21 protein-coding genes are annotated in these 25,196 nt (G+C 71.3%); 15 read left to right on the forward strand and 6 right to left on the reverse strand.

What is annotated here, in order from left to right; all coding sequences use genetic code 11:
• Positions 1 to 2 precede the first annotated feature (2 nt).
• The 11 genes from KE274_RS07025 (at position 3) to rlmN (ending at position 14,519) form a co-directional block, all read left to right on the forward strand.
• Positions 3 to 956, forward strand: a complete 954-nt coding sequence (locus tag KE274_RS07025) for a carbohydrate ABC transporter permease (protein WP_249186127.1) — start codon at positions 3 to 5, stop codon at positions 954 to 956.
• Positions 953 to 1,807, forward strand: coding sequence for a carbohydrate ABC transporter permease (locus tag KE274_RS07030; protein WP_211542217.1), 855 nt, complete (start codon positions 953 to 955; stop codon positions 1,805 to 1,807). The genes KE274_RS07025 and KE274_RS07030 overlap by 4 nt, the downstream gene beginning before the upstream one ends.
• A complete protein-coding gene (locus KE274_RS07035) occupies positions 1,807 to 2,880 on the forward strand; it encodes an ABC transporter ATP-binding protein (RefSeq protein WP_211542218.1) in 1,074 nt (357 codons plus the stop codon). The genes KE274_RS07030 and KE274_RS07035 overlap by 1 nt, the downstream gene beginning before the upstream one ends.
• On the forward strand, positions 2,880 to 4,136 hold the full coding sequence (locus KE274_RS07040) for a CehA/McbA family metallohydrolase (protein WP_211542220.1): 1,257 nt from the start codon (positions 2,880 to 2,882) through the stop codon (positions 4,134 to 4,136). The genes KE274_RS07035 and KE274_RS07040 overlap by 1 nt, the downstream gene beginning before the upstream one ends.
• Before the next feature lie 42 nt (positions 4,137 to 4,178).
• Positions 4,179 to 6,866, forward strand: a complete 2,688-nt coding sequence (locus KE274_RS07045; protein ID WP_211542222.1) for a hypothetical protein — start codon at positions 4,179 to 4,181, stop codon at positions 6,864 to 6,866.
• Positions 6,867 to 6,933: 67 nt separating this feature from the next.
• Positions 6,934 to 7,890, forward strand: coding sequence for a 5-dehydro-2-deoxygluconokinase (iolC, locus tag KE274_RS07050; RefSeq protein ID WP_211542224.1), 957 nt, complete (start codon positions 6,934 to 6,936; stop codon positions 7,888 to 7,890).
• A 1-nt stretch (position 7,891) separates the two neighbouring features.
• Positions 7,892 to 8,791 (forward strand): Cgl0159 family (beta/alpha)8-fold protein, encoded by a 900-nt coding sequence (locus tag KE274_RS07055; RefSeq protein WP_249186128.1) that lies wholly within the window; start codon positions 7,892 to 7,894, stop codon positions 8,789 to 8,791.
• 15 nt (positions 8,792 to 8,806) lie between these two features.
• Positions 8,807 to 10,324, forward strand: a complete 1,518-nt coding sequence (locus KE274_RS07060) for a CoA-acylating methylmalonate-semialdehyde dehydrogenase (protein WP_211542228.1) — start codon at positions 8,807 to 8,809, stop codon at positions 10,322 to 10,324.
• 31 nt (positions 10,325 to 10,355) lie between these two features.
• Positions 10,356 to 11,267, forward strand: coding sequence for a 5-deoxy-glucuronate isomerase (gene iolB, locus KE274_RS07065; RefSeq protein WP_211542231.1), 912 nt, complete (start codon positions 10,356 to 10,358; stop codon positions 11,265 to 11,267).
• The gene (gene iolD / locus KE274_RS07070) at positions 11,267 to 13,177 is read left to right on the forward strand and encodes a 3D-(3,5/4)-trihydroxycyclohexane-1,2-dione acylhydrolase (decyclizing) (protein ID WP_249186129.1); all 1,911 of its coding nucleotides are present in this window, start codon (positions 11,267 to 11,269) and stop codon (positions 13,175 to 13,177) included. The genes iolB and iolD overlap by 1 nt, the downstream gene beginning before the upstream one ends.
• Before the next feature lie 52 nt (positions 13,178 to 13,229).
• A complete protein-coding gene (rlmN, locus tag KE274_RS07075) occupies positions 13,230 to 14,519 on the forward strand; it encodes a 23S rRNA (adenine(2503)-C(2))-methyltransferase RlmN (RefSeq protein WP_211542233.1) in 1,290 nt (429 codons plus the stop codon).
• Here rlmN and KE274_RS07080 read toward each other — a convergent pair.
• Positions 14,468 to 15,091: an NAD(P)H-dependent oxidoreductase gene (locus KE274_RS07080; RefSeq protein ID WP_211542235.1), complete on the reverse strand. Its 624-nt coding sequence runs from the start codon at positions 15,089 to 15,091 to the stop codon at positions 14,468 to 14,470. The two genes, rlmN and KE274_RS07080, sit on opposite strands and share 52 nt — an antisense overlap.
• Before the next feature lie 65 nt (positions 15,092 to 15,156).
• On the opposite strand from KE274_RS07080, the gene KE274_RS07085 reads away from it, so the two are divergent.
• Both KE274_RS07085 and KE274_RS07090 read left to right on the forward strand, forming a co-directional pair.
• Entirely contained in the window at positions 15,157 to 15,729 is a 573-nt protein-coding gene (locus KE274_RS07085; protein ID WP_211542237.1) for a TetR/AcrR family transcriptional regulator, read from the forward strand.
• Between the two features lie 82 nt (positions 15,730 to 15,811).
• Positions 15,812 to 17,290, forward strand: a complete 1,479-nt coding sequence (locus KE274_RS07090; RefSeq protein ID WP_211542239.1) for a DUF4407 domain-containing protein — start codon at positions 15,812 to 15,814, stop codon at positions 17,288 to 17,290.
• A 3-nt stretch (positions 17,291 to 17,293) separates the two neighbouring features.
• Here the strand turns inward: KE274_RS07090 and KE274_RS07095 are convergent, their stop codons facing one another.
• Positions 17,294 to 17,635 carry a hypothetical protein gene (locus KE274_RS07095; RefSeq protein ID WP_211542241.1) on the reverse strand — a complete coding sequence of 114 codons (342 nt, stop codon included), beginning with the start codon at positions 17,633 to 17,635 and terminating at the stop codon, positions 17,294 to 17,296.
• 19 nt (positions 17,636 to 17,654) lie between these two features.
• Here KE274_RS07095 and yczR point away from each other — a divergent pair, with 19 nt between their 5' ends.
• A complete protein-coding gene (yczR, locus tag KE274_RS07100) occupies positions 17,655 to 19,232 on the forward strand; it encodes a MocR-like transcription factor YczR (protein ID WP_249186130.1) in 1,578 nt (525 codons plus the stop codon).
• Positions 19,233 to 19,506: 274 nt separating this feature from the next.
• Positions 19,507 to 20,520 carry an aldo/keto reductase family protein gene (locus KE274_RS07105; RefSeq protein WP_211542243.1) on the forward strand — a complete coding sequence of 338 codons (1,014 nt, stop codon included), beginning with the start codon at positions 19,507 to 19,509 and terminating at the stop codon, positions 20,518 to 20,520.
• A 75-nt stretch (positions 20,521 to 20,595) separates the two neighbouring features.
• Here KE274_RS07105 and KE274_RS07110 read toward each other — a convergent pair whose 3' ends face one another.
• The 4 genes from KE274_RS07110 to KE274_RS07125 form a co-directional block, all read right to left on the reverse strand.
• Positions 20,596 to 21,516 carry a carbohydrate ABC transporter permease gene (locus KE274_RS07110; RefSeq protein WP_211542245.1) on the reverse strand — a complete coding sequence of 307 codons (921 nt, stop codon included), beginning with the start codon at positions 21,514 to 21,516 and terminating at the stop codon, positions 20,596 to 20,598.
• Positions 21,513 to 22,460: a carbohydrate ABC transporter permease gene (locus tag KE274_RS07115; RefSeq protein WP_211542247.1), complete on the reverse strand. Its 948-nt coding sequence runs from the start codon at positions 22,458 to 22,460 to the stop codon at positions 21,513 to 21,515. The genes KE274_RS07110 and KE274_RS07115 overlap by 4 nt, the downstream gene beginning before the upstream one ends.
• A gap of 3 nt (positions 22,461 to 22,463) precedes the next feature.
• Complete coding sequence (locus KE274_RS07120) at positions 22,464 to 23,777, reverse strand: ABC transporter substrate-binding protein (RefSeq protein WP_211542249.1); 1,314 nt, start codon at positions 23,775 to 23,777, stop codon at positions 22,464 to 22,466.
• A gap of 61 nt (positions 23,778 to 23,838) precedes the next feature.
• A complete protein-coding gene (locus tag KE274_RS07125; protein ID WP_211542251.1) occupies positions 23,839 to 25,074 on the reverse strand; it encodes an aminotransferase class V-fold PLP-dependent enzyme in 1,236 nt (411 codons plus the stop codon).
• Between the last annotated feature and the right edge of the window lie 122 nt (positions 25,075 to 25,196).

A 25,196-nucleotide genomic window follows, 5' to 3' on the forward strand; every position in this document is an offset into this window, starting at 1 on the left:
CCATGACGAATGCAACGATGCCGGCGGGGAGCGTCCGCGCTCCCCGCCGGCGCCGCGCGGAGGACGTGGCCGGTCTCGGACGCGCCAGGGCGACGCTGTTCGCGGCGCCCGGCCTGCTCCTGATCGGACTGTTCCTCCTCTTCCCCGCGATCTGGACCGTCTACCTGGGGATGACGAACTACCGGCTCACCGGCTTCGCCGCGGCCAACCCGCAGTTCGTCGGCCTGGAGAACTTCTCCACCGCGCTGAACGACCCCCGGTTCTGGAACTCCCTCTGGCTCACGCTCGTGTTCGTGCTCGTCTCGGGCATCATCGGGCAGACCGTGCTCGGCTTCGCGCTCGCCTGGATGCTGCGCAACGTCCGGCCGGGCATCAAGACCGTCATCGAGACGCTCGTGCTGGCGGCATGGGTCATCCCCGCCTCGGTCGCCTCGTTCCTGTGGCTCGCGCTGCTCGACCGCCGCACCGGCACGCTCAACGCGCTGCTCGGGACCGAGGGTGCCGCGTGGCTGATCGAGCACCCGATGGAGTGCATCATCATCTTCAACATCTGGGTCGGGACCGCGTTCTCGATGCAGCTGTTCTCCTCCGCCATCAGCGCCGTGCCGCCGTCGCAGCTGGAGAGCGCCCGCATGGTCGGCGCCAACACGTGGCAGCAGTTGCGCGACGTGATCCTGCCCAACATCAAGGGGCACCTGCTCACCAACACGCTGCTGATCACGCTGTGGACGTTCAACACGTTCACGCCGTATCTGCTCACCGCCGGTGGCCCGAACGGGCAGACCGACATCCTCTCGGTGTACATCTACCAGACCGCGATCCCGGGCGGTCAGCTCGGCCTCGGCGCCGCGATCTCGCTCATCATGCTCCTGATCAACCTCGTGATCGCGCTGATGTACACACGCGTCTCCCGCGGCGCGAGCCCGAAGAAGAAGAAGGAGAAGGTGCGCTCATGATGGCGACCATCAAGACCGTCGCGCGCGACCGCTCGGTCACCCACTTCGTCTCCCGCATCCTGTTCACGCTCGTGCTCGTGCTCGTGTCGCTGTTCTTCGCGCTGCCGATGGTGTGGCTGATCCTCGCCCCGTTCGACGCCACGCCCTCGCTCACCGTGTCCTGGCCCGACTGGACCCTCGACAACTTCGCCCGCCTGGCGGAGAACCCCTACGCGCTGAAGTCGATCCTCAACTCGCTGATCCTCGGCGTCGGGACCATGGCGCTCGTGATCGTGCTGGGCGCGCTCGCGTCGTACGCCATGAGCCGCATCAACATCCCGGGGCGCGACGGGATCCTCTACGGACTGCTGCTGCTGTCGTCGATCGTGACCGGCACCGCCGCCATGGTGCCGACCTTCCAGCTCATCAACCAGCTGCAGCTGATCAACACGCACGTCGGGGTGATCCTGGTGCTCGCGGGCGGCATCCTGCCCACCGTGATCTTCATCCTCAAGGACTTCATGGACTCGATCCCGAAGTCGTACGAGGAATCGGCGCGGCTGTACGGCGCTGGTCCGTTCCGCATCCTGAAGGACGTGGTGGTGCCGATCGCGCGGCCGGGGCTGGCGTTCATCGCGATCTGGACCATCGTGCAGGTGTGGGGCAACTTCCTCGTCCCGTTCCTGCTGCTGCGCACGCCCGACATGCAGCCGGCCGCCGTGCTCATGTACACGTTCTACACCGAGAGCGGCCAGGCCGATCTGCGGCTCATCTCCGCGTTCTCGCTCGTCTTCTCGGTGCCCGTCCTCCTCATCTACTTCTTCGTCAACCGCCGCTACGGCTTCCGCTTCCACGGAGGGATCAAGTCCTGATGGCCGCCATCACTGCAACCCAACTCGTCAAGGAGTACCCCGGCGGGGTGCGCGGGGTCGACAGCGTCGACGTCGAGATCGCCGACGGCGAGTTCTTCGCCCTCCTCGGCCCCTCCGGCTGCGGCAAGACGACGCTGCTCCGCTCGATCGCCGGCCTGGAGAGCATCACGTCCGGCCGCCTCACGATCGGCGACAAGGACGTCACGAACGCCGAGCCCGGCGAGCGCGGCGTGGCCATGGTGTTCCAGGACTACGCCCTGTTCCCCCACATGGACGTCGCCGACAACATCGCCTACCCGCTGCGCATCCGCCGCGTCGCGAAGAACGAGCGGCGCACCACGGCCGAGTCGGTCGCGAACGGCCTCTCGCTCAACGGCCTCATCGAGCGTCGCCCCGGCCAGCTCTCCGGCGGGCAGCAGCAGCGTGTGGCCCTGGCGCGCGCGGTCGCCACGCGCCCCGATGTGCTGCTGCTGGACGAGCCGCTGTCGAACCTCGACGCGCGGCTGCGGCTCGAGGCGCGCACGTTCCTCAAGGAGCTGCAGCGCGACCTCGGGGTGACCACGGTGTTCGTGACGCACGACCAGGCCGAGGCGCTCGCGCTGGCCGACCGGATCGCGGTCATGAAGGCGGGCAAGCTGCAGCAGATCGGCTCGCCGCGGGAGATCTTCCACCGACCGAACAACACGTTCGTCGCGGGGTTCATCGGCTCGGTGCCCATGAACCTTCTGGAGACCACGGTCGCGGGCGGCCGCGTGCGGATCGGTGACGCCGAGGTGTCCGTGCCCGACGAGGCCGCGACGGCCGTGCGCGAGGGGCAGGCCGTGAGCTGGGGCATCCGCCCGGAGTACCTCCGCTGGACGACCGAGCCCGTGGCCGACGGTATCCCCGCCGAGGTCGTGGTGACCGAGACGCTCGGCGCGACCAGCCTGGTGCTGGTGAGCGCGGGCGAGCACAAGCTGCAGGTCGTCGTGCCGGAGGAGCTCGAGCCGGAGGCGGGCGACCGCGGCTGGATCGTGCCGCAGCAGCGCCGCGCCCTGCTGTTCGACGCCGAGACCACCGAGCGGATCGGCTGATGGCCCGCCTCCGCACCACCCTGCGCCTGACGCACGAGCGGCAGAACGAGGACCGCTACGTGCGGGTGCCGTTCGAGGTGCCGGCGGGCACCGAGTCGCTCGAGGTGCGCCTGTCGTACGACACCGAGGCGGCCGTGATCGACCTCGGGTGCGAGGGCGCGGCGGGGTGGCGCGGATGGTCGGGCGGATCGCGGCAGGACTTCGTGATCCGCGGCGACGACGCCACGCCCGGCTACCTCCCCGGCCGTCCGGAGGAGGGGGAGTGGAGCGTCATCCTCGGCGTGCACCGGCTCCCCGACGGCGGCACCGACGCGACGGTGGAGGTGCTGCTCCCCGCGGAGTCGGGCATCGACCACGGCCCGGTGCCCCCGCGCATCGACGGGGTGCCGCGCGGGAGCAGCCGGAACCTGCCCGCGGCCCCCGGACTGCGCTGGTATGCCGGCGACTTCCACGGCCACACCCTGCACTCGGACGGCCACGAGAGCATCGCGGGGCTCGCATCGCTGGGCGTCCGCGCGGGGCTCGACTTCCTGTCCGTGACCGACCACAACACCGTCAGCCATCACGCGCACCTGCCGGTCGTCGGCGCGCAGCAGGGCATCACACTGCTGCCGGGCCAAGAGGTCACCACGCACCGCGGTCACGCGAATGCCTTCGGCGACATCGGCTGGATCGACTTCCGCCGTCCGGCCCAGGAGTGGGTGGACGAGGTGGAGCGCCGTGGCGGCGTGCTGAGCGTGAACCACCCCATCTCGGGCGACTGCTCCTGGCTGCATCCGCTCGAGCGCACCCCGCGGGCGATCGAGCTGTGGCATTCCACGTGGTACCGCGAGCTGATCGCCACGTCGCCGCTGGCGTTCCACGAGCGCTGGGACAAGGGTGCGGTGCTGCTCGGCGGCGCCGACTTCCACATGCAGAGCCAGGGCATCGGCCCCGGCACCCCGACCACGTGGGTCGCGGCGGAGGACGACTCGGCCGAGGCGATCCTGGCCGGGGTCGCTGCCGGCCGCACCGCCATCATGGGCGGCGTGACCGTGCGCGACGGTCTCACCGTGCCAGAACTGTTCACGGCGCCCGTGCTGCTGCGGGTGGACGGCGAACTGCTCGCGATCGACGCCGACGGCCTGATCCTCGTCGACGGCGCCGGCGCACGCCGCTCCGTGCACGGCGACCGCACCCCGTTCGACGGCGACCCCGCCGCCGGCCCCTACTACCTGCTGCACCCCGACCGCAGCATCGCCGCCCTGTGCGCCTGAGCGCACGTCACCGTTCCCTCCGAGAGACAGGAGCCCCCGCCCGTGAGCAGTGAGATCGTCGTCGTCCCCCACACCCACTGGGACCGCGAGTGGTACGAGCCGCACGACGTGTTCCGCCTGCGCCTGGTGCACATGCTGGACCGTCTGATCGGCATCCTCGAGGCGGAGCCCGCGTACCGGTTCACTCTCGACGGGCAGGCCGCCGCGATCGAGGACTACCTGGAGATGCGTCCCGACATGCGCGACCGCGTGGTGGCACTGGTCGAGAGCGGGCAGTTGAGCATCGGCCCGTTCCTGATCCTGCTCGACGAGTTCGGCTGCGACGGCGAGACGATCGTGCGCAACCTGGAGCTCGGCCGCGCGGCGAGCGCCCGACTGGGCCGCACCATGCCCGTCGGCTACCTGCCGGACATGTTCGGTCATGCGGCGCAGATGCCGCAGATCCTGGCGGGCTTCGGCATCCGTCACAGCGCCCTGTGGCGTGGTGTGCCTGGGGATGTGCAGGAGCACGCGTTCGCCTGGGTCGCCCCGAATGGCGACACGGTGCGCTGCGAGTACCTGTTCGATGGCTACGGCAACGGGCTCGACATGTTCGCGCTGCCCGGTCAGCTCGCCGCGCTCGCGCCCGACTACGCCGCCCGCACTGCGTCCTGGTACGGCGACGACCCGGTGCTGGCGATGCTGGGCACGGACCACTCCGCGCCGCCCGAGGACCTGGCCGAGGTGATCCGCGACTACGACGCCGCCGGGGGTGAGCCGCGCCTGTCCATCGCGACGCTCGACGAGCACCTGGCGCGCTACACGACCGACGCCGACGCGCTCGCCGCCCTGCCGCAGGTGCGGGGGGAGATGCGCTCGCACGCCCGCGGCAACCTGCTGCCCGGCGTGTTCTCGATCCGCACCAACCTCAAGCGGGAGATGGCCCGCTCGGAGCAGGCGCTGACCGCGGCCGAGCGTCTCGACCTGCTCTACGGCACGCGCGACCACCGGTCGTTCTTCGACACCGCGTGGTACCGCCTGGTGGAGAGCACCGCGCACGATTCGGTCACCGGGTGCGGGGTCGACGCCACCGCGGAGCAGGTGGGCACCCGCATCCACACCGCGGGCCACATCGCCCGCGGTGTGATCGACAGCGTGCTGCGCGACGTGGCCGCGGCCGTGACCCCGGCGCAGCACCTGGTGTTCAACCCCTCCGGCTTCGCCCGCCGCGCGCAGGTCGAGGTGACGCTGCACGGCGTCGACCCCGCCGCCCTGTCGCCGGGCGTGCAGGTGCTCGACCCGCTGCCGACCGTGCTGGGCGACGAGCGCCTGCGCACGGCCGACCTCCCCAAGCTCCTGCGCCGCATCCACGGCCGTGAGCTGTTCGGCCAGCAGATCAACGGCTATACGTGGGGCGAGCGGTCGCTGCGCTTCGAGGTGGCCGAGAGCCCCCGCGGGGTGTGGGATCTGGCGGCGTTCACGGTGGAGCTGGAGGAGCGGGTGGCCGCCGATCCCACGGGCGACGACCTGTGGCACGTGGAGACCATCGCGGACCCGCGGCACCGGGCGCTGCTGGCGGTCGACCTCGACGGTGTCGCGCTCGCCGCGGTGTCGGAGACCTCGGCGCCGGCCCCGCTCGACCCGGTGCGCGTGACGGCGACCTCGCTGTCGAACGCGGCGCTGACCGTCACGGTGAACCCCGACGGCACGGTGCGGATCGAGGGCGCGGACGGCTCGACCGTCGACGGCGCGCTGGCGCTGGTGGACGAGGGTGACTGCGGCGATTCGTACAACTACGGCCCGGTGGACCCCGCGTCCGCGGTGACCGCGCCGCGCGAGGTCGAGGTGACGGTGGCCGAGGAGGGTCCGCTGCGCGGGCGGCTGCGCATCCGGCGCGTGTACGACCTGCCGGAGCGTCTCGACGCCGACCGTCGCCGCAGCGCCGCCACGGTGCCGCTCGTGACCGAGACCACGGTCGAGCTGCGCGAGGGCGAGGGGTTCGTGCGGGTGGGCATCGACTACGTCAACACCGCGTCGGATCATCGGCTGCGGGTGCTCGTGCCGACGGGTGCGGCGGGGCTGGAGTCGTCGCGCAGCGCGGGACAGTACGGGCTCACGGTGCGCGGGCGCGAGGCCGAGGGCGGCTGGGGCGAGTTCCCGCTGCCGACCTATCCGGCGTACCGCTTCGCCGCCGCGGGCGACACCGCGGTGCTGGTGCAGAAGCTGTCGGAGTACGAGCTCGTGTCCACGCCGGGCGCCCCGGATGCGCTCGCGGTGACGCTGTCGCGCTCGGTGGGCATGATGAGCGTGAACCTGCATCCGCTGCGCGACGAGCCGGCGGGTTCGGAGATCCCGGTGCCAGGGGCGCAGTACCTGGGGGTCGCCGTGCACACCGATCTGGCGATCCTGGTGGGCGCCGACGACGCGGCCGCGGTGCGGGCGTCCGACCTGTTCCGGCACGACCCGCTCGTGGTGCGCGGAACGGGCGACACGGACGGCACGCTGCCCGAGCCCGCGTTCCGGGTGGAGCTGTCGGGTGATGTGGTGCTCGAGTCGGCGCGGCGTGTGGACGACGAGGCGGAGCTGCGCTTCGTGAACTACCTCGACGGGGAGCGCGAGCTGGCCCTGGCGACCGATGGCTCGTGGAACGGTGTGGACCTGCGCGGTGAGGTGCAGGAGTCGGAGCTCGACACGCGGGGCGCACGGGTGGCGGGCGGCGGCGTGTTCAGCCTGCGGCGCACAATCCGGTGACGGTTCCGACGGACGAGAGTGCAATAGTGCTAATGTTAGGACAAACACAAGCAGGGAAGGAGGGACGATGACGGACGGAGCGCGGATCACCGAGATCCTCAGCATCGGACGGCTCGGCGTCGACCTCTACCCCCTGCAGGACGGCATCGGGCTGGGCGAGGTCACGAGCTTCGGCAAGTACCTCGGTGGCAGCGCGGCCAACGTCGCGGTCGCCGCCGCCCGGTACGGCCACGACACGGCGCTGCTGTCGCGCGTGGGTGACGACCCGTTCGGCCGCTACCTCCGCGCCGAGCTCGAGCGGCTCGGGGTGTCCCCTCGCTTCGTGCCCACCGACCCGGACTACAAGACCCCGATCACGTTCTGCGAGATCTTCCCGCCCGACGACTTCCCGCTCTACTTCTACCGCGAGCCCTCGGCGCCCGACCTGCAGATCCGATCCGCCGACGTCGACGCCGACACGGTGCGCGACGCGGCGCTGGTGTGGTTCACGGCGACCGGGCTCAGCGAGGAACCGAGCCGCACGACCCACCTCGACCTGCTGGCGCTGCGGGGCCGCACGACCCACACCGTGTTCGACCTCGACTACCGCCCGATGTTCTGGGAGTCGGCCGAGGCCGCGCGGCCCTGGGTGCAGCGCGCGCTCGAGTTCGCGACCGTCGCCGTCGGCAACCGCGAGGAATGCGAGGTCGCGGTCGGCGAGAGCGACCCGGAGCGGGCGGCCGACGCGCTGCTCGACCGCGGCGTGCAGCTCGCGATCGTGAAGCAGGGGCCGCGCGGCGTGCTGGCCAAGTCCGCCACGGAACGCGTCGAGATCCCGGCGCGCCGGATCGCGGTGGTCAACGGCCTCGGCGCGGGCGACGCGTTCGGCGGAGCCCTGTGCCACGGACTGCTCGCCGGGTGGCCGCTGGAGAAGACCCTGACGTGGGCCAACGTGGCGGGCGGCATCGTCGCCGGTCGCCGCGAGTGCTCCACGGCAATGCCGACCGAGCGCGAGATCGCGGAGGTCGTGAACGGAGATGCGTGACATGACAGCACTGACGCAAGAGGACTTCGAACGGCTGCGCACCGTGCGGGCCGAGTCCCCGCGGGCGATCCGCGAGCTGCTGGCCGCACGCCGCCGCCGCGACATCATCCGCGGCGACGGGCGCCTGTTCATCATCGCCGCCGACCACCCCGCACGCGGAGCCCTGGCCGTGGGCGGAGAGCCCTACGCCATGGCCGACCGCTACGAGCTGCTCGACCGGCTCGCGATCGCGCTGCGCCACCCCGGGGTCGACGGGGTGCTGGGCACGCCGGACATCATCGACGACCTGGCGGTGCTCGGCCTGCTCGACGACAAGATCGTGGTCGGCTCGATGAACCGCGGCGGGCTGCGCGGCGCGAGCTTCGAGATGGACGACCGCTACACGGGGTATGACGTGCCGGCCATGGTCGACTCGGGCATCGACTTCGCCAAGGCGCTGCTGCGCGTGAACCTCGACGACGACGGCACCGCGCCCACGCTCGCGTCCACCGCCGACGCGGTGACCGCGGCCGCCCGTGCCGAGCTGCCGATCATGCTGGAGCCGTTCCTGAGCCGCCGCGTGGACGGCCGCATCGTGAACGACCTGAGCCCCGACGCGGTGATGCTGTCGATCGCGATCGCGAGCGGACTCGGTGCGAGCAGCGCGAGCACGTGGCTCAAGCTGCCCGTGGTCGACGACATGGAGCGCGTGCTCGCGGCGACCACGCTTCCGGTGCTGCTCCTGGGCGGCGACGCCGGCGCCGACCCCGACGACACGTTCTCCTCGTGGGAGGACGCCCTGTCGCTGCCCGGTGTGCGCGGACTCACGGTCGGCCGCACGCTGCTGTACTCCTCCGACATCGACGTGGCGTCCGCGATCGACGTCGCCGCCTCCCTCGTCCACCCCGGCCTCCCGGCCTGACCCCGAAGGACACGCATGACCACCGACCTCCCCGTGATCGGCCACTGGATCGACGGCGCCCGTGCGGCGTCGGCGAGCGGACGCACGGTCCCGGTGTTCAACCCGGCGACGGGGGTGCAGACGGGTCGGGTGGCCCTGGCCGACGACTCTGAGATCGCGGCGGCCATCGCGTCGGCGCGGCGCGGGTTCGCGGAGTGGAGCGGGTGGTCGATCGCGAAGCGGCAGGGCGTGCTGTTCGCGTTCCGTGAGCTGCTGAATGCCCGTAAGGCCGAGCTCGCCGCGATCATCACGGCCGAGCACGGCAAGGTGCTGTCCGACGCGATGGGGGAGATCCTGCGCGGGCAGGAGGTGGTGGAGCTGGCCACCGGGTTCCCGCATCTGATCAAGGGCGCGTACTCGGAGAACGTCTCGACCGGCATCGACGTGTACTCGCTGAAGCAGCCGCTGGGCGTGGTCGGCATCATCAGCCCGTTCAACTTCCCGGCGATGGTGCCGATGTGGTTCTTCCCCGTCGCGATCGCCGCGGGCAACGCCGTGATCCTGAAGCCGAGCGAGAAGGACCCCTCGGCGGCGCTGTGGCTCGCCGAGCTGTGGGCCGAGGCCGGCCTTCCGCCCGGGGTGTTCACGGTGCTGCAGGGCGACAAGCAGGCGGTCGACGGCCTGCTGCTGAGCGACGAGGTGGCGTCGATCTCGTTCGTCGGGTCGACCCCGATCGCGCAGTACATCTACGAGACCGCTGCGCGCACTGGCAAGCGGGTGCAGGCCCTGGGCGGGGCGAAGAACCACATGCTGGTGCTGCCGGACGCCGACCTCGACCTGGTCGCCGACCAGGCGGTCAACGCCGGTTTCGGTGCGGCGGGCGAGCGGTGCATGGCGGTGTCGGTCGTGCTGGCCGTGGAGCCGGTCGCCGACGAGCTGATCGCGAAGATCACGGAGCGGATCGGCCGGCTGCGCGTGGGCGACGGTGCCGGCGACGGGGCGGCCGAGCCGGACATGGGCCCGCTGATCAGTGCGGAGCATCGGGCGAAGGTGTCCGGTTACGTCGACATCGCCGAGGCCGACGGCGCACGCATCGTGGTGGACGGGCGTGGACTCACGGTGGACGGCCGCGAGGACGGGTTCTTCTTCGGTCCGACGCTGATCGACGCGATCCCGACCGATTCGCGCGCCTACACGGAGGAGATCTTCGGACCGGTGCTGTCGGTCGTGCGGGTGCAGACCTTCCAGGAGGGCGTCGCGCTGATCAACTCGGGCCGGTTCGGCAACGGCACCGCGATCTTCACGAACGACGGCGGGGCCGCGCGGCGGTTCCAGCACGAGGTGCAGGTGGGCATGATCGGCGTCAACGTCCCGATCCCGGTCCCGGTCGCGTACCACTCGTTCGGCGGGTGGAAGGCGTCCCTGTTCGGCGACGCCAAGGCGTACGGTGTGCACGGGTTCGACTTCTTCACCCGGGAGAAGGCCATCACCAGTCGCTGGCTCGACCCGGCGACCCACGGCGGCATCGACCTCGGCTTCCCGCAGAACAGCTGAGCACGACGCGCATGCGCGGACAGGAGTGGTCATGACCGGACGAGACGCCTGGTTCCACCGTCGCGGCGCGCTCGATGCCGAGGGCTGGGAGAGCATCGTCGACGAGCGCCTCCCCGGGTGGGAGCACACCGGACTGCGGGTCGGGGTGCTCGCCGAGGGGGAGGTCCTCGAACTCGCCGACACCGGGGTCGAGCGCCTCATCGTCCCGCTCGCCGGCTCGTTCACGGTCGAGCACACCGAGGGTGGCACGGCGATGGAGACCGTGCTGGCCGGGCGGCCGTCCGTGTTCCACGGCCCCACCGACGTGCTCTACCTGTCCAGCGCCGCGACCGCGGTGATCCGCGGGATCGGGCGGGTCGCGGTCGCGTCCTCGCCGACCACGGTCGTGCATCCCACGCGGCACGTCCGCGCCGCGGAGACCCCGGTCGAGCTGCGCGGAGCCGGACGGTCGAGCCGTCAGGTGCACAACTTCGGCACCCCGCAGGCGCTCGACGCGGAGCGGCTGATCGTGTGCGAGGTGCTCACGCCCGCGGAGAACTGGTCGTCGTATCCCCCGCACAAGCACGATGAGCACGTGCCGGGCCGGGAGTCGCGGCTGGAGGAGATCTACTACTTCGAGGCGGCGCCCACCCGCGACGGCGGTCGCGCCGACGCGGCGGACGACGCGTTCGGGATGTTCGCGGCGTACTCCTCGACCGCGGGCGACATCGACGTCTCCGCGATGGTCCGCACGGGCGACGTGGCCCTGGTGCCGTACGGCTATCACGGTCCCGCTGTCGCAGCGCCCGGCTACGACCTCTACTACCTCAACGTGATGGCCGGGCCCGACCGGGAGCGCGTCTGGCTCATCACCGACGACCCCGCGCACGCGTGGGTGCGCGACAGCTGGACCGGGCAGGACATCGACCCCCGGCTCCCTTACCGAGCAGAAGGAGCGCAGTGATGCGGACGAGGCGGATGACGGTCGGCCAGGCCCTGGTCGAGTTCCTGGCGCAGCAGTGGACGGTGGACGGCGAGCACCGCGAGCGCACGATCCCCGGCATGTTCGGCATCTTCGGGCACGGCAACGTCGCCGGCCTCGGGCAGGCGCTGCAGCAGTACAACCTCGACCGCCCCGAGCTGATGCCGTATCACCAGGCGCGCAACGAGCAGGCGATGGTGCACCAGGCGGTGGGGTTCGCGCGCATGCACCGGCGTCGCGCGACGTTCGCGAGCACGGCCTCCGTCGGCCCCGGCGCCACGAACATGCTCACGGGTGCCGCCCTGGCCACGACGAACCGCCTGCCCGCGCTGCTGCTGCCGAGCGACACGTTCGCCACGCGGGTCGCCGACCCCGTGCTGCAGCAGCTGGAGCGGCCGCACGACATCGGGCTCACGGTCAACGACGCGTTCCGCCCGGTGTCGGTGTTCTTCGATCGGGTGCAGCGACCGGAGCAGCTGTTCTCGGTGGCGCTGGCGGCGCTGCGCGTGCTGACCGATCCCGCGGAGACCGGGGCGGTGACGATCGCGCTGCCGGAGGATGTGCAGGCCGAGGCGCTGGACGTGCCGGTCGAGTTCCTGCAGGAGCGGGAGTGGCACGTGCGGCGTCCGCTGCCGGAGCGGGGGCCGCTCGCCCGGGCGGTCGCGGCGATCCGCGGCGCCCGTCGTCCGTTCCTCGTGGCGGGCGGCGGCGTGCTGTACTCGGAGGCCGAGCGGGCGCTGCGGGAGTTCGTGGAGGTGACGGGCATCCCGGTGGGCACGACGCAGGCGGGTGGCGGCTCGCTGCCGTGGGATCACCCGCAGTACCTCGGCGGGATCGGCGCGACGGGCTCGACCGCGGCGAATCGGCTCGCGGCGCAGGCCGATGTGATCATCGGTGTGGGCACGCGGTACAGCGACTTCACGACGGCGTCGCGGTCGGCGTTCCAGCACCCGGACGCGGTGTTCGTGAACGTGAACGTGGCCCCGTTCGACGCCTACAAGCACGGCACGCAGCTGCCGCTCGTCGCGGATGCGCGCGAGGCGCTGGAGGCCCTGACGGCGGAGCTGCGGGAGGCGCGTGTGCGCACGGAGCTCTCGGCGGAGGCGGCGGCCGAGAAGCGGGAGTGGGACGCGGTCGTCGATGCCGCCCTGGCACCGTCCGGCCGGGAGCTGCCCGGCCAGCCGGAGATCATCGGAGCGGTGCGGGCGGAGGTGGCCGATGAGGACGTGATCGTGCAGGCGGCCGGATCGCTGCCCGGCGACCTGCACAAGCTGTGGCGCGTCAGCGACCCGCTCGGCTACCACGTGGAGTATGCGTTCTCCACGATGGGCTACGAGATCGCGGGCGGTCTCGGGGTCAAGCGTGGCCTGGAGGCGGCGGGCGACGACCGCGACGTGGTGGTGATGGTGGGCGACGGCTCCTACCTCATGCTCAGCTCGGAGCTGGCGACCGCGGTGGCGGAGGGCATCAAGCTCATCGTGGTGCTGATCCAGAACCAGGGCTTCGCGTCGATCGGGCACCTGTCCGAGACGGTGGGCTCGGAGCGCTTCGGCACCAAGTACCGGCGGTACGACGCGGCGACGCGGGACTTCGGACGCGGCGAGGTGCTGCCGGTGGACCTGGCGATGAACGCGCGCAGCTACGGCGTGGAGGTGATCGAGGTCGCGCCGGGGCCGTCCGTGATCGAGGAGCTGCGGGCGGCGGTGCGGGCCGCGAAGGCCGCGCCGGGCACGACGGTGATCCACGTGGAGAGCGACCCGACGGTGTACGCGCCCGACGGCGAGGGCTGGTGGGACGTGCCGGTCGCCGAGGTGGCTGCGACCGACTCTGCTCGCCGGGCCCGGGCGGAGTACGAGCGCCAGCGCACGGCGCAGCGCCCGCTGCTGGGCTGAGGGCGGCCTCCGCCCCAGGCGCCTCCCATCCGGTCGCCAGTATCCTGGAGGGATGACCGAGAACCCCCGCACGCGCGAGACGCGCCCACAGGCAGCGCCCGCGTCGTCCCGCTCGGGGGCGATCCGCGAGACCCGCGCCCCCCAGGTGCGCCCGAAGACCGAGGGCTGGACGCAGCAGAAGGATGCCGAGGGGCGTCCGCTGCTGCAGTTCGCGAGCCCGAAGCGCGGCAAGCCGCCGGTGCACCTGGCCGACCTCACCCCGGCCGAGCGGATCGAGAAGGTGAAGGAGCTGGGCCTGCCCGGCTTCCGCGCCAAGCAGCTCGCGACCCACTACTTCCGTCACTACACGTCCGACCCGGCGGAGATGACCGACCTCCCGGCGGGCATCCGCGAGGAGCTGGTCGCCGGCATGCTCCCGCCGCTGATGACGGAGGTGCGCCGCCTGGAGACCGACCGCGGCGACACGATCAAGTTCCTGTGGCGGCTGCACGACGGTGCGCTGGTCGAGTCAGTGCTCATGCGCTACCCGGGCCGGATCACGCTGTGCGTGTCGAGCCAGGCGGGATGCGGCATGAACTGCCCGTTCTGCGCGACGGGGCAGGCGGGGCTGACGCGCAACATGTCGACCGCCGAGATCGTGGAGCAGATCGTGCGGGCCAACCGGGCGATCGCGAACGGCGAGCTGGGCGGCAAGAAGCGCGACGATCACAGCATGGAGCGCGTGTCGAACATCGTCTTCATGGGGATGGGCGAGCCGCTCGCGAACTACAAGCGCGTGATGGACGCGGTGCGCACGATGGTGGCCCCGCAGCCCGACGGCCTCGGCATGAGCGCGCGCGGCATCACGGTGTCGACGGTCGGGCTGGTGCCGGCGATCAAGAAGCTGGCCGACGAGAACATCCCGGTCACGTTCGCGCTGTCGCTGCACGCGCCGGACGACCACCTGCGCGACGAGCTGATCCCGGTCAATTCGCGCTGGAAGGTCGACGAGGCCCTCGATGCGGCCTACGGCTACTACGCCAAGACGGGTCGCCGCGTGTCGATCGAGTATGCGCTGATCAAGGACATGAACGACCACGCCTGGCGGGCCGATCTCCTCGCGGAGAAGCTCAACCAGCGCGGGCGGGGCTGGGTGCACGTGAACCCGATCCCGCTGAACCCGACGCCCGGCTCGATCTGGACGTCGTCGGAGAAGGACGTGCAGGACGAGTTCGTGCGCCGGCTCAACGACGCCGGCATCCCGACGACCCTTCGCGACACCCGCGGCAAGGAGATCGACGGCGCGTGCGGTCAGCTGGTCGCGACGACGGAGGACGAGGCCGCCTCGGCCGCGATGGCCTGACTCCCGCCCTCGCGCCGCGCGTCGATGCGGCCGAGCGTGTCGGCGCGGTCGAGCCACCGCTCGATCACCGCGGCGTCGGCGTTCTTGACGCCGAGCATGCGGGTCGTGCGCACCGCGCGGATGCCGCAGAACCGCAGGGTGTTGCGAGCGACGTGGCTCTGCGCGGGCAGGCCGGTGAAGGGGGCCGCGTACCAGGGGGTGTCTGCGAGCAGCAGGAGGCGTCCGCGGCGGGCGGTCAGCAGGCCCTCGGGCAGCCCGCGCTTCGTGTAGCGGTACTCCTGCTGCGGCAGGAGCGCCCGGTCGAAGAAGCCCTTGAGCAGCGCGGGCACGGAGCCCCACCAGAGCGGGGTCGCGATCACGACCGTGTCGGCGGCGGCGAGCGCGGCCTTGGCGTCGGCGAGGTCGGGCTCGAGCGGCATGCGCTCGCGGTAGCCGAACCGCAGGTGGGGGTCGTAGTCGAGGTCGCGCAGGGCGATCACCCGCGCGTCGCCGTGACCGAGGGCGTAGCGGCGGGCCAGCGCCGCGGTGAGGGAGCGGGGATCGGGGTGGCCGTCGATCACGAGAGCGGTCATGTCTGGTTCCTATCTGGACAGTGTCAACCTGTTGGACACTGTCAAGATAGGAGAGGATGTTGCTCATGTCAAGTTCGAAGGACGGCTACCACCACGGCGACCTCGCCCGCGCGCTCGAAGACGCCGCCATGCAGCTGCTCGAACGCATGCCCGCCGCGGAGATCAGCCTGCGCGAGGTCGCGCGCGCCGCGAACGTGAGCCACAACGCCCCCTACCACCACTTCTCCGACCGGCTCGGACTGCTCAAGGCGCTGGCCGAGCGCAGCATGACCGAACTGCTGGCCCGCGTGCGCACCGCGGCCGAGCACGCGCCGGACGCCCGGGCCGCGCTCGCCGAGGGAGGCGCCGCGTACATCCGTTTCGCGGTCGAGCACCCGCATGCCTTCGACGCCGTGTACGACCCCACGGTGTGCGTGCCCGGCTCGCCCACCGCGACCATGGCTCCGCTGATCGACGCGCTCGAAGCCGTGCTCGCCGAGGGTGCCGCAGCCGTCGGGCTCGATCGCCCGGGCGACGTCGTGGCGGTGTGGGGTCTCATCCACGGGCTGGGCACTCTCGCCGCCGCGGGGCACTTCACCCTGGACGACGGTCTCGCCGCCTACGCCTCGGCGCTCGATCGCCTCGTCCCCGCCCGCTGAGCCGCGGCACCGGGCCCGTCTCCCGGCTCGCTCTCCGGTGATGTCCACGGGACGCACAGGCGGGATTCCGTAGATTATCGGGATGCCCTATTCCGCCCATCGCCCGGGTCGCTTCGACTCGCAGGGTCGGATCATCCTCGACGGCGACCCGAACGCCGAGACGGACGACCTCGACTTCCTGCGCGAGTTCGAGCCGACGGGAGCCGAGCCCGAGCCGTTCATCGACGCCCCGTCGCGGCGCCCCGAGACCGCGACAGCGACCGACGAGAACCAGGACGCCGACCCCGTCGACGAGGAGCCGCCGGCCCGCGCGCGTCGCCCCCGCCGCCACCGCCGTCGCCGCACCACGGCCGAGCGCCTGCGCGCGCTGGCGATCCTCGGCGGCGCCGAGGGCGAGATCCTCGACCGCGTGCCCGGTGAGACCCCGCGCTTCGTGCAGATGTTCTTCGTGCTTGCGGGCACCGCGCTGGTGTCGGCGATCTCCATGCTGTTCGCCCTCACCACCGGGGTGCAGGCAGCGATCTGGCTGGCGGTCCCGCTCGCGATCGTGTGGGCTCTCATCATCTTCAACCTCGACCGCTTCCTCACCTCGACCATGACGTCGACCAGGAACGTGTGGAAGCTCATCGGGCTGGCCATCCCGCGCGTGATCATGGCCGCGATCATCGGCTTCGTGGTGGCCGAGCCGCTCGTGCTGCAGATCTTCCACAACGACATCTCCCGCGAGGTCGCCGCGACCAACATCGTGCAGGCGCAGTCCGACCAGGAGGCCCTCGAGTCCGGTCCGGAGCGGAAGGCGCTCGACGCCGCATCCGAGCGGGTCTCGGCGCTCGAGAACCAGGCGGCGACGGGCATCGTCGCCGGCACCGACTCCTCCTCGGCGACTGAGTCGGCCGCGCAGTCGACCGTCGACGACCTCACCGCGAAGATGACCGCACAGCAGGCCGTGATCGATCAGGCGCGCGCGCTGTACCAGTGCGAGCTGACGGGCGAGGGTGCCGGCACGGTCCCCGGATGCACGGGCGTGAACGGCGAGGGCGCCAGCTCCCAGGCCGCCCAGGCACAGCTCAACGAGGCGCAGCAGACGTACGACGCCCTCGCGGCGCAGCTGCGCACCGCGAATGAGGAGCTCGCGGCGGCGGGCACCGCGGCGAAGGAGAACACCTCGTCGTCGGAGGCGCAGAACCGTCAGCAGGCGAAGGACGAGCTCCCCGCCGCACGCGAGACGTACGACCAGGCGCTCGCGGCCTACAACGCCCGGGCCGATGCGGTGGCGCAGGGCAATGCGGGAGCGGTGGGCCTGCTCAGCCAGATCAGCGGGCTCAACCGGCTCAGCGAGAAGGAGCCCGCGATCCTGTGGGCGCACATCCTCATCGCGGCGCTGTTCTTCATGATCGAGCTGTTGCCGGTGCTGGTGAAGGTGCTCACGAGCTACGGCGACCCGAGCCTGTACGAGAAGGCGCTCGCGATCCGCAGGCAGGTGGCGCTCGACCGGGTGACGGCGGAGGGCTTCCGCGACCGCGCCGACATCGTGACGACGCCCGGCGCTCAAGCCACCTGACGCTCAGGCCACCTGACGCGCAGGCTCCGGCCGCATCTCTCGGGTGAGGGGTGCGGCCGCGTCGGTGCGAGCGGCGGCCGCAGCGAGCGTTTCGGCCACGGTGCGCTCCCGCAGCGCGGGGTCGGCGGCGGCCGCGGCGACGATCGAGCGGACGAGCGCGACCGCGGCGGGCGGGTGCGACCAGGTGCTTCCGGTCACCGCGGCCTCCAGTGCCGCGAGCGGCGGCAGGAGGGCGGGCTCGTCGAGCAGGCGGTCGTCGCTGAGGTGAGCGAGCACGTCGGTGATGGTCCAATTCGCCAGGATTGGCTCTCCGAGTGGCGTCGGGGTGGTGGCTGTGGTCCTCATTGGTCCAGAATCGGGTCTCATGCAGAGCGAGGACAGGGCCAATGCGGCGTCAGTGGTCCAGGGATCGGACCGCGACGGCCGTCACGAGGAGGAGAGCGGCGCGACCGTTCGCACCGAGCCGCTCGTGCGCTCGGGCGAGGTGTCGACCGCAGTCCTCGCGGCCCGGCTCGGCCGCTGGACCCAGGGCGACGGCACGCTCGCCACGCGACTCGCCGGTGCCATCGCGGCCCTGATCGCGGGCGGAGAACTGCGACCGGGCGACCGCCTGCCCGCCGAGCGCTCGCTCGCCGCGGCCGTGGCGGTGTCGCGCGGCACCGTGGTCGCGGCCTACGCCACCGCCGCCGAGCAGGGGCTGGTCGAGCGGCGCCAGGGCAGCGGCACCCGCGTGGTGGGAGTCGCGGTGCCGAGCCCGCCCAGCACGCGCCCCGGACGCGGCGAGGCGCTGTTCTCCGCCGTGCCCAACACGATCGACCTGCTGCGCACGGTGCCGCAGATCCCGGAGCCCGGCGTGCAGCTGATCCGCGACCACAAGCCGCGCCTCGACCTCGCGCTGCTGCCCGAGACCGACCCCGCCGGACTGCCCGCCCTGCGCGAGCTCATCGCCCGGATGTACCGCGACGAGGGCACCCCCACCACGCCGGAGCAGATCCTGGTGACGCACGGCGCGCAGCAGGCGATCAGCCTGGTGGTCAACGCGCTGGTCGGCCCCGGCGACATCGTGCTCGCGGAGGAGATCACGTGGCCGGGCGTCACCGACAGCGTGAGCCTGCGCGGCGGCACGGTCCACGGTGTGCCGATGGGGGCGGACGGCCTCGACGTCGACGCGCTCGAGCGGGCGATCGCACGACTGCGCCCCGTGCTCATCGCCCTCAACCCGCACCACCAGAACCCCACCGGCACGCGGCTGCCGGCGGCGGCGCGCCATCGGGTCGCCGAGCTCGCCGCGCAGTACGGGGTGCCCGTGATCGAGGATCGCGTGGTGGCGGGCATCTCGTTCGACGGGGTAGTGCCGCCCACTCTCGCCGCGGAACGTCCCGATGCCCCGGTGCTGGTGGTGGAGTCGGTGTCGAAGTGGGCATGGGCGGGGCTGCGCATCGGATGGCTGCGCGCCGACCCCGTGCTGGTGCGGCGGCTGCGGGGGGCGCGCCAGCTCGCCGACCAGTCCACGAGCGTGCCGGGGCAGCTGCTCGCCCTCGACCTCATCGCTCACGCGACGGAACTGCGCCGCGCCAACAGCCGCATCCACCACGCGCGGCTGCGGCTGCTCGAGGAGCTGCTGGCCGAGCATCTGCCCGACTGGACGTATCGTGCGCCCCGCGGCGGGCTGTCACTGTGGGCCGAACTGCCCCGGGGCTCCGCGTCGGCGCTCGCCCGCGTGGCGGCGGCCCACGGGGTGTCGATCGCGGGCAGCGCGGCGTTCGCGGTCGCGGCGGCGGCGGACGATCACGTGCGGTTGCCGTTCACCGCTCCCGACGAGGTGCTCACGGAGGGGATCCGCCGTCTCGGGGTCGCGTGGCGGGAGTACCGCGACGACCTCGACGAGTTCCGTTCCGGGATGCCGGCACCCTCAGGCGTCGCGCGCCTCTCTGCGCGTTAGCGTCCTCGGGACCGCGGCCGTCCGGTCGCGGCCGACGAAAGGAGAAATCATGACTCAGATCATCGCTCTGCTGTCCGCGGCGGGTGCCATGGGCGGTCTGCTCACCGCCCTGACCAACCTCTTCAGCGCCGGAGCGTGACGGCGACCGGCGCGTGACGCCGGAACCCGGGGCACGCCATCGACTCGTTCGGTGGCGTGCCCCTGGTGTGTCCGGTGCCGCCGGCGATGCGGTCGTTCCGCCCCACCCCCTCGCCCGCGCGGCTAGCGTGGAGGAATGGTCAACTATCGCTATCTCGGCAACAGCGGTCTCAAGGTCTCGGAGATCACGTACGGCAACTGGGTCACGCATGCCTCGCAGGTTGAGGACGACGCCGCCGTCAAGACCGTGCACGCCGCGCTCGATGCCGGCATCACCACGTTCGACACCGCCGACACCTACGCCAACACGGCCGCCGAGGTCGTGCTCGGCAAAGCGCTCGAAGGGCAGCGCCGCGAGGGGCTCGAGATCTTCACCAAGGTCTACTTCCCGACCGGACCGAAGGGCCCGAACGACACCGGCCTGAGCCGGAAGCACATCATGGAGTCGATCAACGGCTCGCTGAAGCGCCTCGGCACCGACTACGTCGACCTGTACCAGGCCCACCGCTTCGACTACGAGACCCCGCTGGAGGAGACCTTTCAGGCGTTCGCCGACATCGTCCGGCAGGGCAAGGCGCTCTACATCGGCGTCTCCGAGTGGACCGCGGAGCAGCTGCGCGCGGGACACGAGCTCGCCACGCAGCTCGGCATCCAGCTCATCTCGAACCAGCCGCAGTACTCGATGCTGTGGCGCGTGATCGAGGAGAAGGTCGTGCCGGCGTCGGAGGAGCTCGGCATCTCGCAGATCGTGTGGTCTCCCATGGCCCAGGGCGTCCTCAGCGGCAAGTACCTGCCGGGGCAGCCGGTGCCGGAGGGGTCGCGCGCGACCGACCAGCACTCGGGCGCGGGATTCATCAAGACCTTCCTGCGGGACGACATCCTCACCGCGGTGCAGCGCCTCGCGCCGATCGCGGAGCAGGCCGGGCTCACGATGCCGCAGCTCGCGATCGCGTGGGTGCTGCAGAACCCGAACGTGGCGGCCGCCCTGGTCGGCGCCTCGCGTCCGGAGCAGCTCGCCGACACGGTCAAGGCCTCGGGAGTGACGCTCGACGCCGACACCCTGGCCGCGATCGACGAGGCTCTGGGCGACACGGTCAACCGCGACGCCGAGCACACGTACTCCGTCTCCCCGAAGAGCCGTCTGGTCTGAGCCGACCGCACAACCGGAAGACCCCCTCGCGCCGGTTCCGGCGGAGGGGGTCTTCCTGTGGGCGGCGCGGGGCGGCTACTCCTTCACGGCCCCGGCGGTGAGGCCCTGCACGATCCAGCGGCTCGCGAGGGCGAACATGGCCATGGTCGGCAGGATCGTCAGGACCGCTGCGGCGCTCATCGAGCCCCAGTCGATGTTGAACGTGGAGATGAAGCCGTTCAGCGCCGACGGGACCGTGCGGTTCGCGTCGGTGTTCATCAGCACGACCGACAGGAACAGCTCGTTCCAGCAGTTGACGAAGTTGAAGATGAACGCCGCGATGATGCCCGGGGTCATCACGGGCACGAGTACCCGGAACAGGGCCCCGAGCCGCGAGCAGCCGTCGATCATGGCCGCCTCCTCCAGCGCGTCCGGCACGTTCTCGAAGAACCCGCGCAGCATGACCGTGGAGAACGGGATGCAGATCGCGATGTACACGAGGATGAGCCCGGGCTTGGTGTCGACCAGGCCCAGATCGGTCATCATCGAGTACAGCGGTCCGAGCGCGATGAACGCGGGGATCATCTGCGTCAGCAGGAACGCGATCAGGATCGCGCCCTTGCCGCGGAACTCGAACCGCGCCAGCACGTAGGCGCTCAGCAGCGCGATCAGGGTGGCCACCGCGCCGGCCGTCACCGCCACGATCGCCGAGTTCGCCAGGAACACCCCGAACGAGCTCTTCTCGAACAGGCTCGTGAAGTTGTCGAGCGAGGGCTCGCTCGGCCAGTACTCCAGCGGGAACCGGTTGATCGTGCCCGGCGACTTGAACGCGGTGAGCGCGATCCAGTACAGCGGGAACAGGGTGATCACGAGCCACAGCGCCAGGCCCACGACGCGCACGACGCCGCCGGCCGTGACGCGCGGCCGCGGGCGCGGGGCGGCCTTCGGGTCGGGGACCGTGATGCGCCGGGTCTCGGTCACGGAGGAGCCGGTCCGCACGGACGAGGTGATGGTCATCGCTGCACCCTCCGCATCGCCATCAGGTAGAACGCGCAGAACACCAGCAGGAACGCGACCACGATGAGTCCGATCGCGCTGGCGATGCCGTAGTTGCCCTGCTGCGTGTAGTTGATCATCCACGTCGTGATGATGTGGGTCTGGTTGGCCGGTCCGCCGTTGGTCATCGCGTAGATGATGTCGGGGAAGTTGAAGATCCAGATCACGCGCAGCAGGATCGTCAGCAGCAGCGTCATCGAGATGTACGGGATGATGATCGAGAACAGCTGCCGCACCTTGCCGGCACCGTCGAGGCTCGCGGCCTCCAGCATCTCGTCCGGCACCGACTGGAGAGCGGCGAGGATCATGATCGCGAAGAACGTCACGCCGTACCAGACGTTCGCCACGATCACCGCGAACATCGCCAGCTTCGGGTCGGCCAGCCACGGCAGCGGGGCGTCGATCAGCCCCACCTTCATGAGCAGGTCGTTCACCACGCCGAACTCGGCGTTGAACATCCACCGGAACAGCATCCCGATCAGGAAGCCCGACACGGCCCACGGGAAGAACACCAGCGCCTGATACAGCCCGCGGAAGCGGAACCGCTTGCGCAGCGCGAGCGCGATCAGGAACCCGATCACGAGCTGCGGCACGAGCGAGCCGACGACCCACAGCACCGAGTTCCACGCCACGGTCGGGAAGGCGGGGTCGCGGAACACGGCGAGGAAGTTGTCGAACCCGACGAACGGGGTCGAGGTGAGGTCCCACAGGTTCCAGTCGTGGAACGCCATGCGGGCGCCCTGCAGCATGGGCCAGTAGGTGAACCAGCACACGAACACGATCGCCGGGGCCAGGAACGCCAGCAGCGTCAGGGCCGTGCGGGCGCGGAACGGGCGCCGGCCGCGTGCAGGGGAGGCCCCGCCGGCGGTGCCGACGGAGCCCCCTTCACGGATGGTGCTGGCCACGGATCAACCCTTCTCCGCGGCGTACTTCTCGGTCCAGAACGCGTCCCACGAGGCGAGCAGGTCCTTCGTCGACATGTTGCCGAGGAGCACGCTCTGCACGTCCTGGTCGGACTTCTGGATCCACTCGGTCCACCAGCTCACACCACGCGGCTGGCGCACGTTGACGTAGGTGTCGGGGTCCTCGGTCATGGTCACGTAGCTGGTCCACGGGCCGGTCGAGTAGAACTCGTCGTCCGCGGCGGCTGCGATGATCGGCACCAGGCTGTTGGCCTGCGCGAACTCGGTGGCCGGCTCGGCCGACGACAGGAACTCGACGAGCTTGACCGCGGCCTCCTTGTGCTCGCTGTTCTCCGCGACGCCCCAGCCCGCGACGGCCAGCGGCTGCGCGGCCTTGCCCGACGGTCCGACGAGCAGCGGGGCGGTGTCCCACTGGTCTTCGGTGAGCGAGGAGTCCTGCACGGTGGCGATCACCTCGGGGTCCTGCAGCAGGAAGGCCGTGGTGCCGTTGGTGAAGCCCGCGACCATCTCGGGGTAGCCCCACGACACGGCCGACGGCGGCGCGGCCTCGGTGAACAGGTCGAAGTAGTCGTCCACGGCCTCCTGCGCCTCGGGGGCGGCGAAGATCGTGGAGCCGTCCTCCATCAGGAACGCGTTGTCGACGTCGAGCCCGTCGATCGTGTACGCCTCGATCGCGGCGACCACGTTGCTGTTGGCGTTCTGGCCGCCGCGGAACGCGTAGCCGTAGACGTTGTTGGCCGGGTCCTGGATGGTGGACGCCTGCTCCAGCAGATCCTTCCAGCTGTGCGGGGGGCCGTCGAAACCGGCCTCCTCGACCAGGTCGGTGCGGTAGAACAGCGACAGGCCGTAGAAGCCGTACGGGACGAAGTAGCTCTTGCCGTCCTCCGCGACCGAGGCCGCCTTGGCGTTGTCGGTCAGGGCATCCCAGCCGTCCCACTTCTCCAGGTCGGAGCCGAGGTCGTACAGCCAGCCGTTGTTCGCGAACGGGCCGACCGTGATGTCGCGCACCTCCAGCACGTCCACGCCCTTGCCGGACTGGAGCATCTGCTGGATCTTCGCGTCGGCCTGCTCGGTGGGCGGCGACACCAGGTTGACGGTGATGTCGGGGTTGTCCTTCTCGAACTCGTCGAGCAGCCCGCGGATGAGCTCGGTGCGCGCCGGGTTCGTCAGGCTCTCGACCATCTGGAGGGTGACGCTGCCGTCGCCGCCGGACGAGCCGGAGCCTCCGGAGCAGCCGGTGAGTGCGAGGACGGCGACGGTGCCGACTCCCGCTGCGGTCGTCAAGATCTTCTTCTTCACGATGTGCCTCTCGGTGGGGGTGGGTTTCGGGTGGGTTTCGGGTGGGTGGGGGAGGGACGGGTCAGGGCACGATCAGGGCGTCGGCGGGGCGGATGCCGGCGCGGCGCAGGATCGCGGGGATGCAGCGCTCGACGAACGCCTCGATGTCGGACGCCTCGGTGTAGAGGTGGGCGGACAGGCGGAAGTAGCCGACGCCGCGGAAGCTCGTGAACGCGGTCTCCACGCCGACCTCGTCGAGCAGTTCCATGCGCAGGGCGTCGGCCCCCTCGCGGGTGGCCCCGAGGCCGAGCGGCAGCCGGATCAGGCGCATGGACGGCACGGGCGAGGGGAGCGGGGTGAGGGGATCGTCGTCGCCGTAGGGGCGCAGCGCCTCGGCGATCAGCTCGGCCCCCGCGTCGGCCCGCTCGGCCATCGCGGTGCGGGCGGCCGCCCATCCGAACTCGGCCTCGATGAACTCGATCGCGGTGGGGGTGGCGAGGTAGGTCGTGGCGTCGATGGTGCCCTGCGTGTCGAACCGCTCGGGGTAGGGCTCGCGCGCGGCCCAGGAGTCGATCAGCGGCCACAGCTCGTCGCGGTCGGGGGCGCTCGTGACGAGCAGGGCGGAGCCGCGGGGCGCGCACGGCCACTTGTGCAGGTTGCCGAACCACCAGTCGCCCCCGGCGACCGCGGCGGCGTCGGCGACGAGGCCCGGTGCGTGCGCGCCGTCGACCAGGGTGCGCACGCCGCGCTCGGCCGCCAGGTCGGCGATGCGGCGGGTGGGCAGCAGGCGGGCCGTGGGCGAGGTGATCTGGTCGACCACGATGAGGCGCGTGCGCGGGGTGAGCGCGTCGGCGAACAGCTGCACGATCTCGTCGTCGCTGGCCAGCAGCGGGAGGGCGACCGTGCGGACGGCGGCGCCGAAGCGGCGGGCCAGGCGCTCGGCCCCCATCGTGATGGCGCCGTAGCCCTGGTCGGTGACGAGGATCTCGTCGCCGCTGTCGAGCTGGAGGGCGTTGTAGACCACGGTCGCGGCGGCCGAGGCGTTCGGCACGAAGACGCTGTCTTGTGCGCGGGCTCCCACGAACGGGGCCGTGCGCTCGCGGGCCTCCTGCACGCGTTCGGCGATGCGCGGGAACCACTCGACGGGGCTGAGGTCGGCGCGGCGGCGGAGGGTGTCCTGGTGGGCGACGACGACGGAGGGCACCGCACCGAACGAGCCGTGGTTGAGGTGGATCACCGCGGGGTCGAGCGGCCAGGCGTCGCGCGCTCGCAGGCCGGAGTTCAGCGTGAGCGGAGCGGGGAACAGCGGAGCGGGCATCGGACCTCATCGATGAGCGGGGGGCGAGTTGTTGCACAACTTTGCCACACGCCCCCCGTTTTGGCTACGAAACCGCGAAGATGAAACATAGTTGTCATACGAGTTTGTCGCCGGGTGGCTGT

Source organism: Microbacterium paraoxydans, from assembly GCF_018224615.1.
GTDB classification, from domain to species: Bacteria; Actinomycetota; Actinomycetes; order Actinomycetales; family Microbacteriaceae; genus Microbacterium; species Microbacterium paraoxydans_B.

What these genes read in the sequence shown, in the direction of transcription:
- KE274_RS07025 (WP_249186127.1), top strand. Translation starts at nt 3, where the DNA reads ATGACGAATGCAACGATGCCGGCGGGGAGCGTCCGCGCTCCCCGCCGG.
- KE274_RS07030 (WP_211542217.1), top strand. Translation starts at nt 953, where the DNA reads ATGATGGCGACCATCAAGACCGTCGCGCGCGACCGCTCGGTCACCCAC.
- KE274_RS07035 (WP_211542218.1), top strand. Translation starts at nt 1,807, where the DNA reads ATGGCCGCCATCACTGCAACCCAACTCGTCAAGGAGTACCCCGGCGGG.
- KE274_RS07040 (WP_211542220.1), top strand. Translation starts at nt 2,880, where the DNA reads ATGGCCCGCCTCCGCACCACCCTGCGCCTGACGCACGAGCGGCAGAAC.
- iolC (WP_211542224.1), top strand. Translation starts at nt 6,934, where the DNA reads ATGACGGACGGAGCGCGGATCACCGAGATCCTCAGCATCGGACGGCTC.
- KE274_RS07055 (WP_249186128.1), top strand. Translation starts at nt 7,892, where the DNA reads ATGACAGCACTGACGCAAGAGGACTTCGAACGGCTGCGCACCGTGCGG.
- KE274_RS07060 (WP_211542228.1), top strand. Translation starts at nt 8,807, where the DNA reads ATGACCACCGACCTCCCCGTGATCGGCCACTGGATCGACGGCGCCCGT.
- iolB (WP_211542231.1), top strand. Translation starts at nt 10,356, where the DNA reads ATGACCGGACGAGACGCCTGGTTCCACCGTCGCGGCGCGCTCGATGCC.
- iolD (WP_249186129.1), top strand. Translation starts at nt 11,267, where the DNA reads ATGCGGACGAGGCGGATGACGGTCGGCCAGGCCCTGGTCGAGTTCCTG.
- rlmN (WP_211542233.1), top strand. Translation starts at nt 13,230, where the DNA reads ATGACCGAGAACCCCCGCACGCGCGAGACGCGCCCACAGGCAGCGCCC.
- KE274_RS07080 (WP_211542235.1), bottom strand. Translation starts at nt 15,091, where the DNA reads ATGACCGCTCTCGTGATCGACGGCCACCCCGATCCCCGCTCCCTCACC.
- KE274_RS07085 (WP_211542237.1), top strand. Translation starts at nt 15,157, where the DNA reads ATGTCAAGTTCGAAGGACGGCTACCACCACGGCGACCTCGCCCGCGCG.
- KE274_RS07090 (WP_211542239.1), top strand. Translation starts at nt 15,812, where the DNA reads ATGCCCTATTCCGCCCATCGCCCGGGTCGCTTCGACTCGCAGGGTCGG.
- KE274_RS07095 (WP_211542241.1), bottom strand. Translation starts at nt 17,635, where the DNA reads ATGAGGACCACAGCCACCACCCCGACGCCACTCGGAGAGCCAATCCTG.
- yczR (WP_249186130.1), top strand. Translation starts at nt 17,655, where the DNA reads ATGCAGAGCGAGGACAGGGCCAATGCGGCGTCAGTGGTCCAGGGATCG.
- KE274_RS07105 (WP_211542243.1), top strand. Translation starts at nt 19,507, where the DNA reads ATGGTCAACTATCGCTATCTCGGCAACAGCGGTCTCAAGGTCTCGGAG.
- KE274_RS07110 (WP_211542245.1), bottom strand. Translation starts at nt 21,516, where the DNA reads ATGACCATCACCTCGTCCGTGCGGACCGGCTCCTCCGTGACCGAGACC.
- KE274_RS07125 (WP_211542251.1), bottom strand. Translation starts at nt 25,074, where the DNA reads ATGCCCGCTCCGCTGTTCCCCGCTCCGCTCACGCTGAACTCCGGCCTG.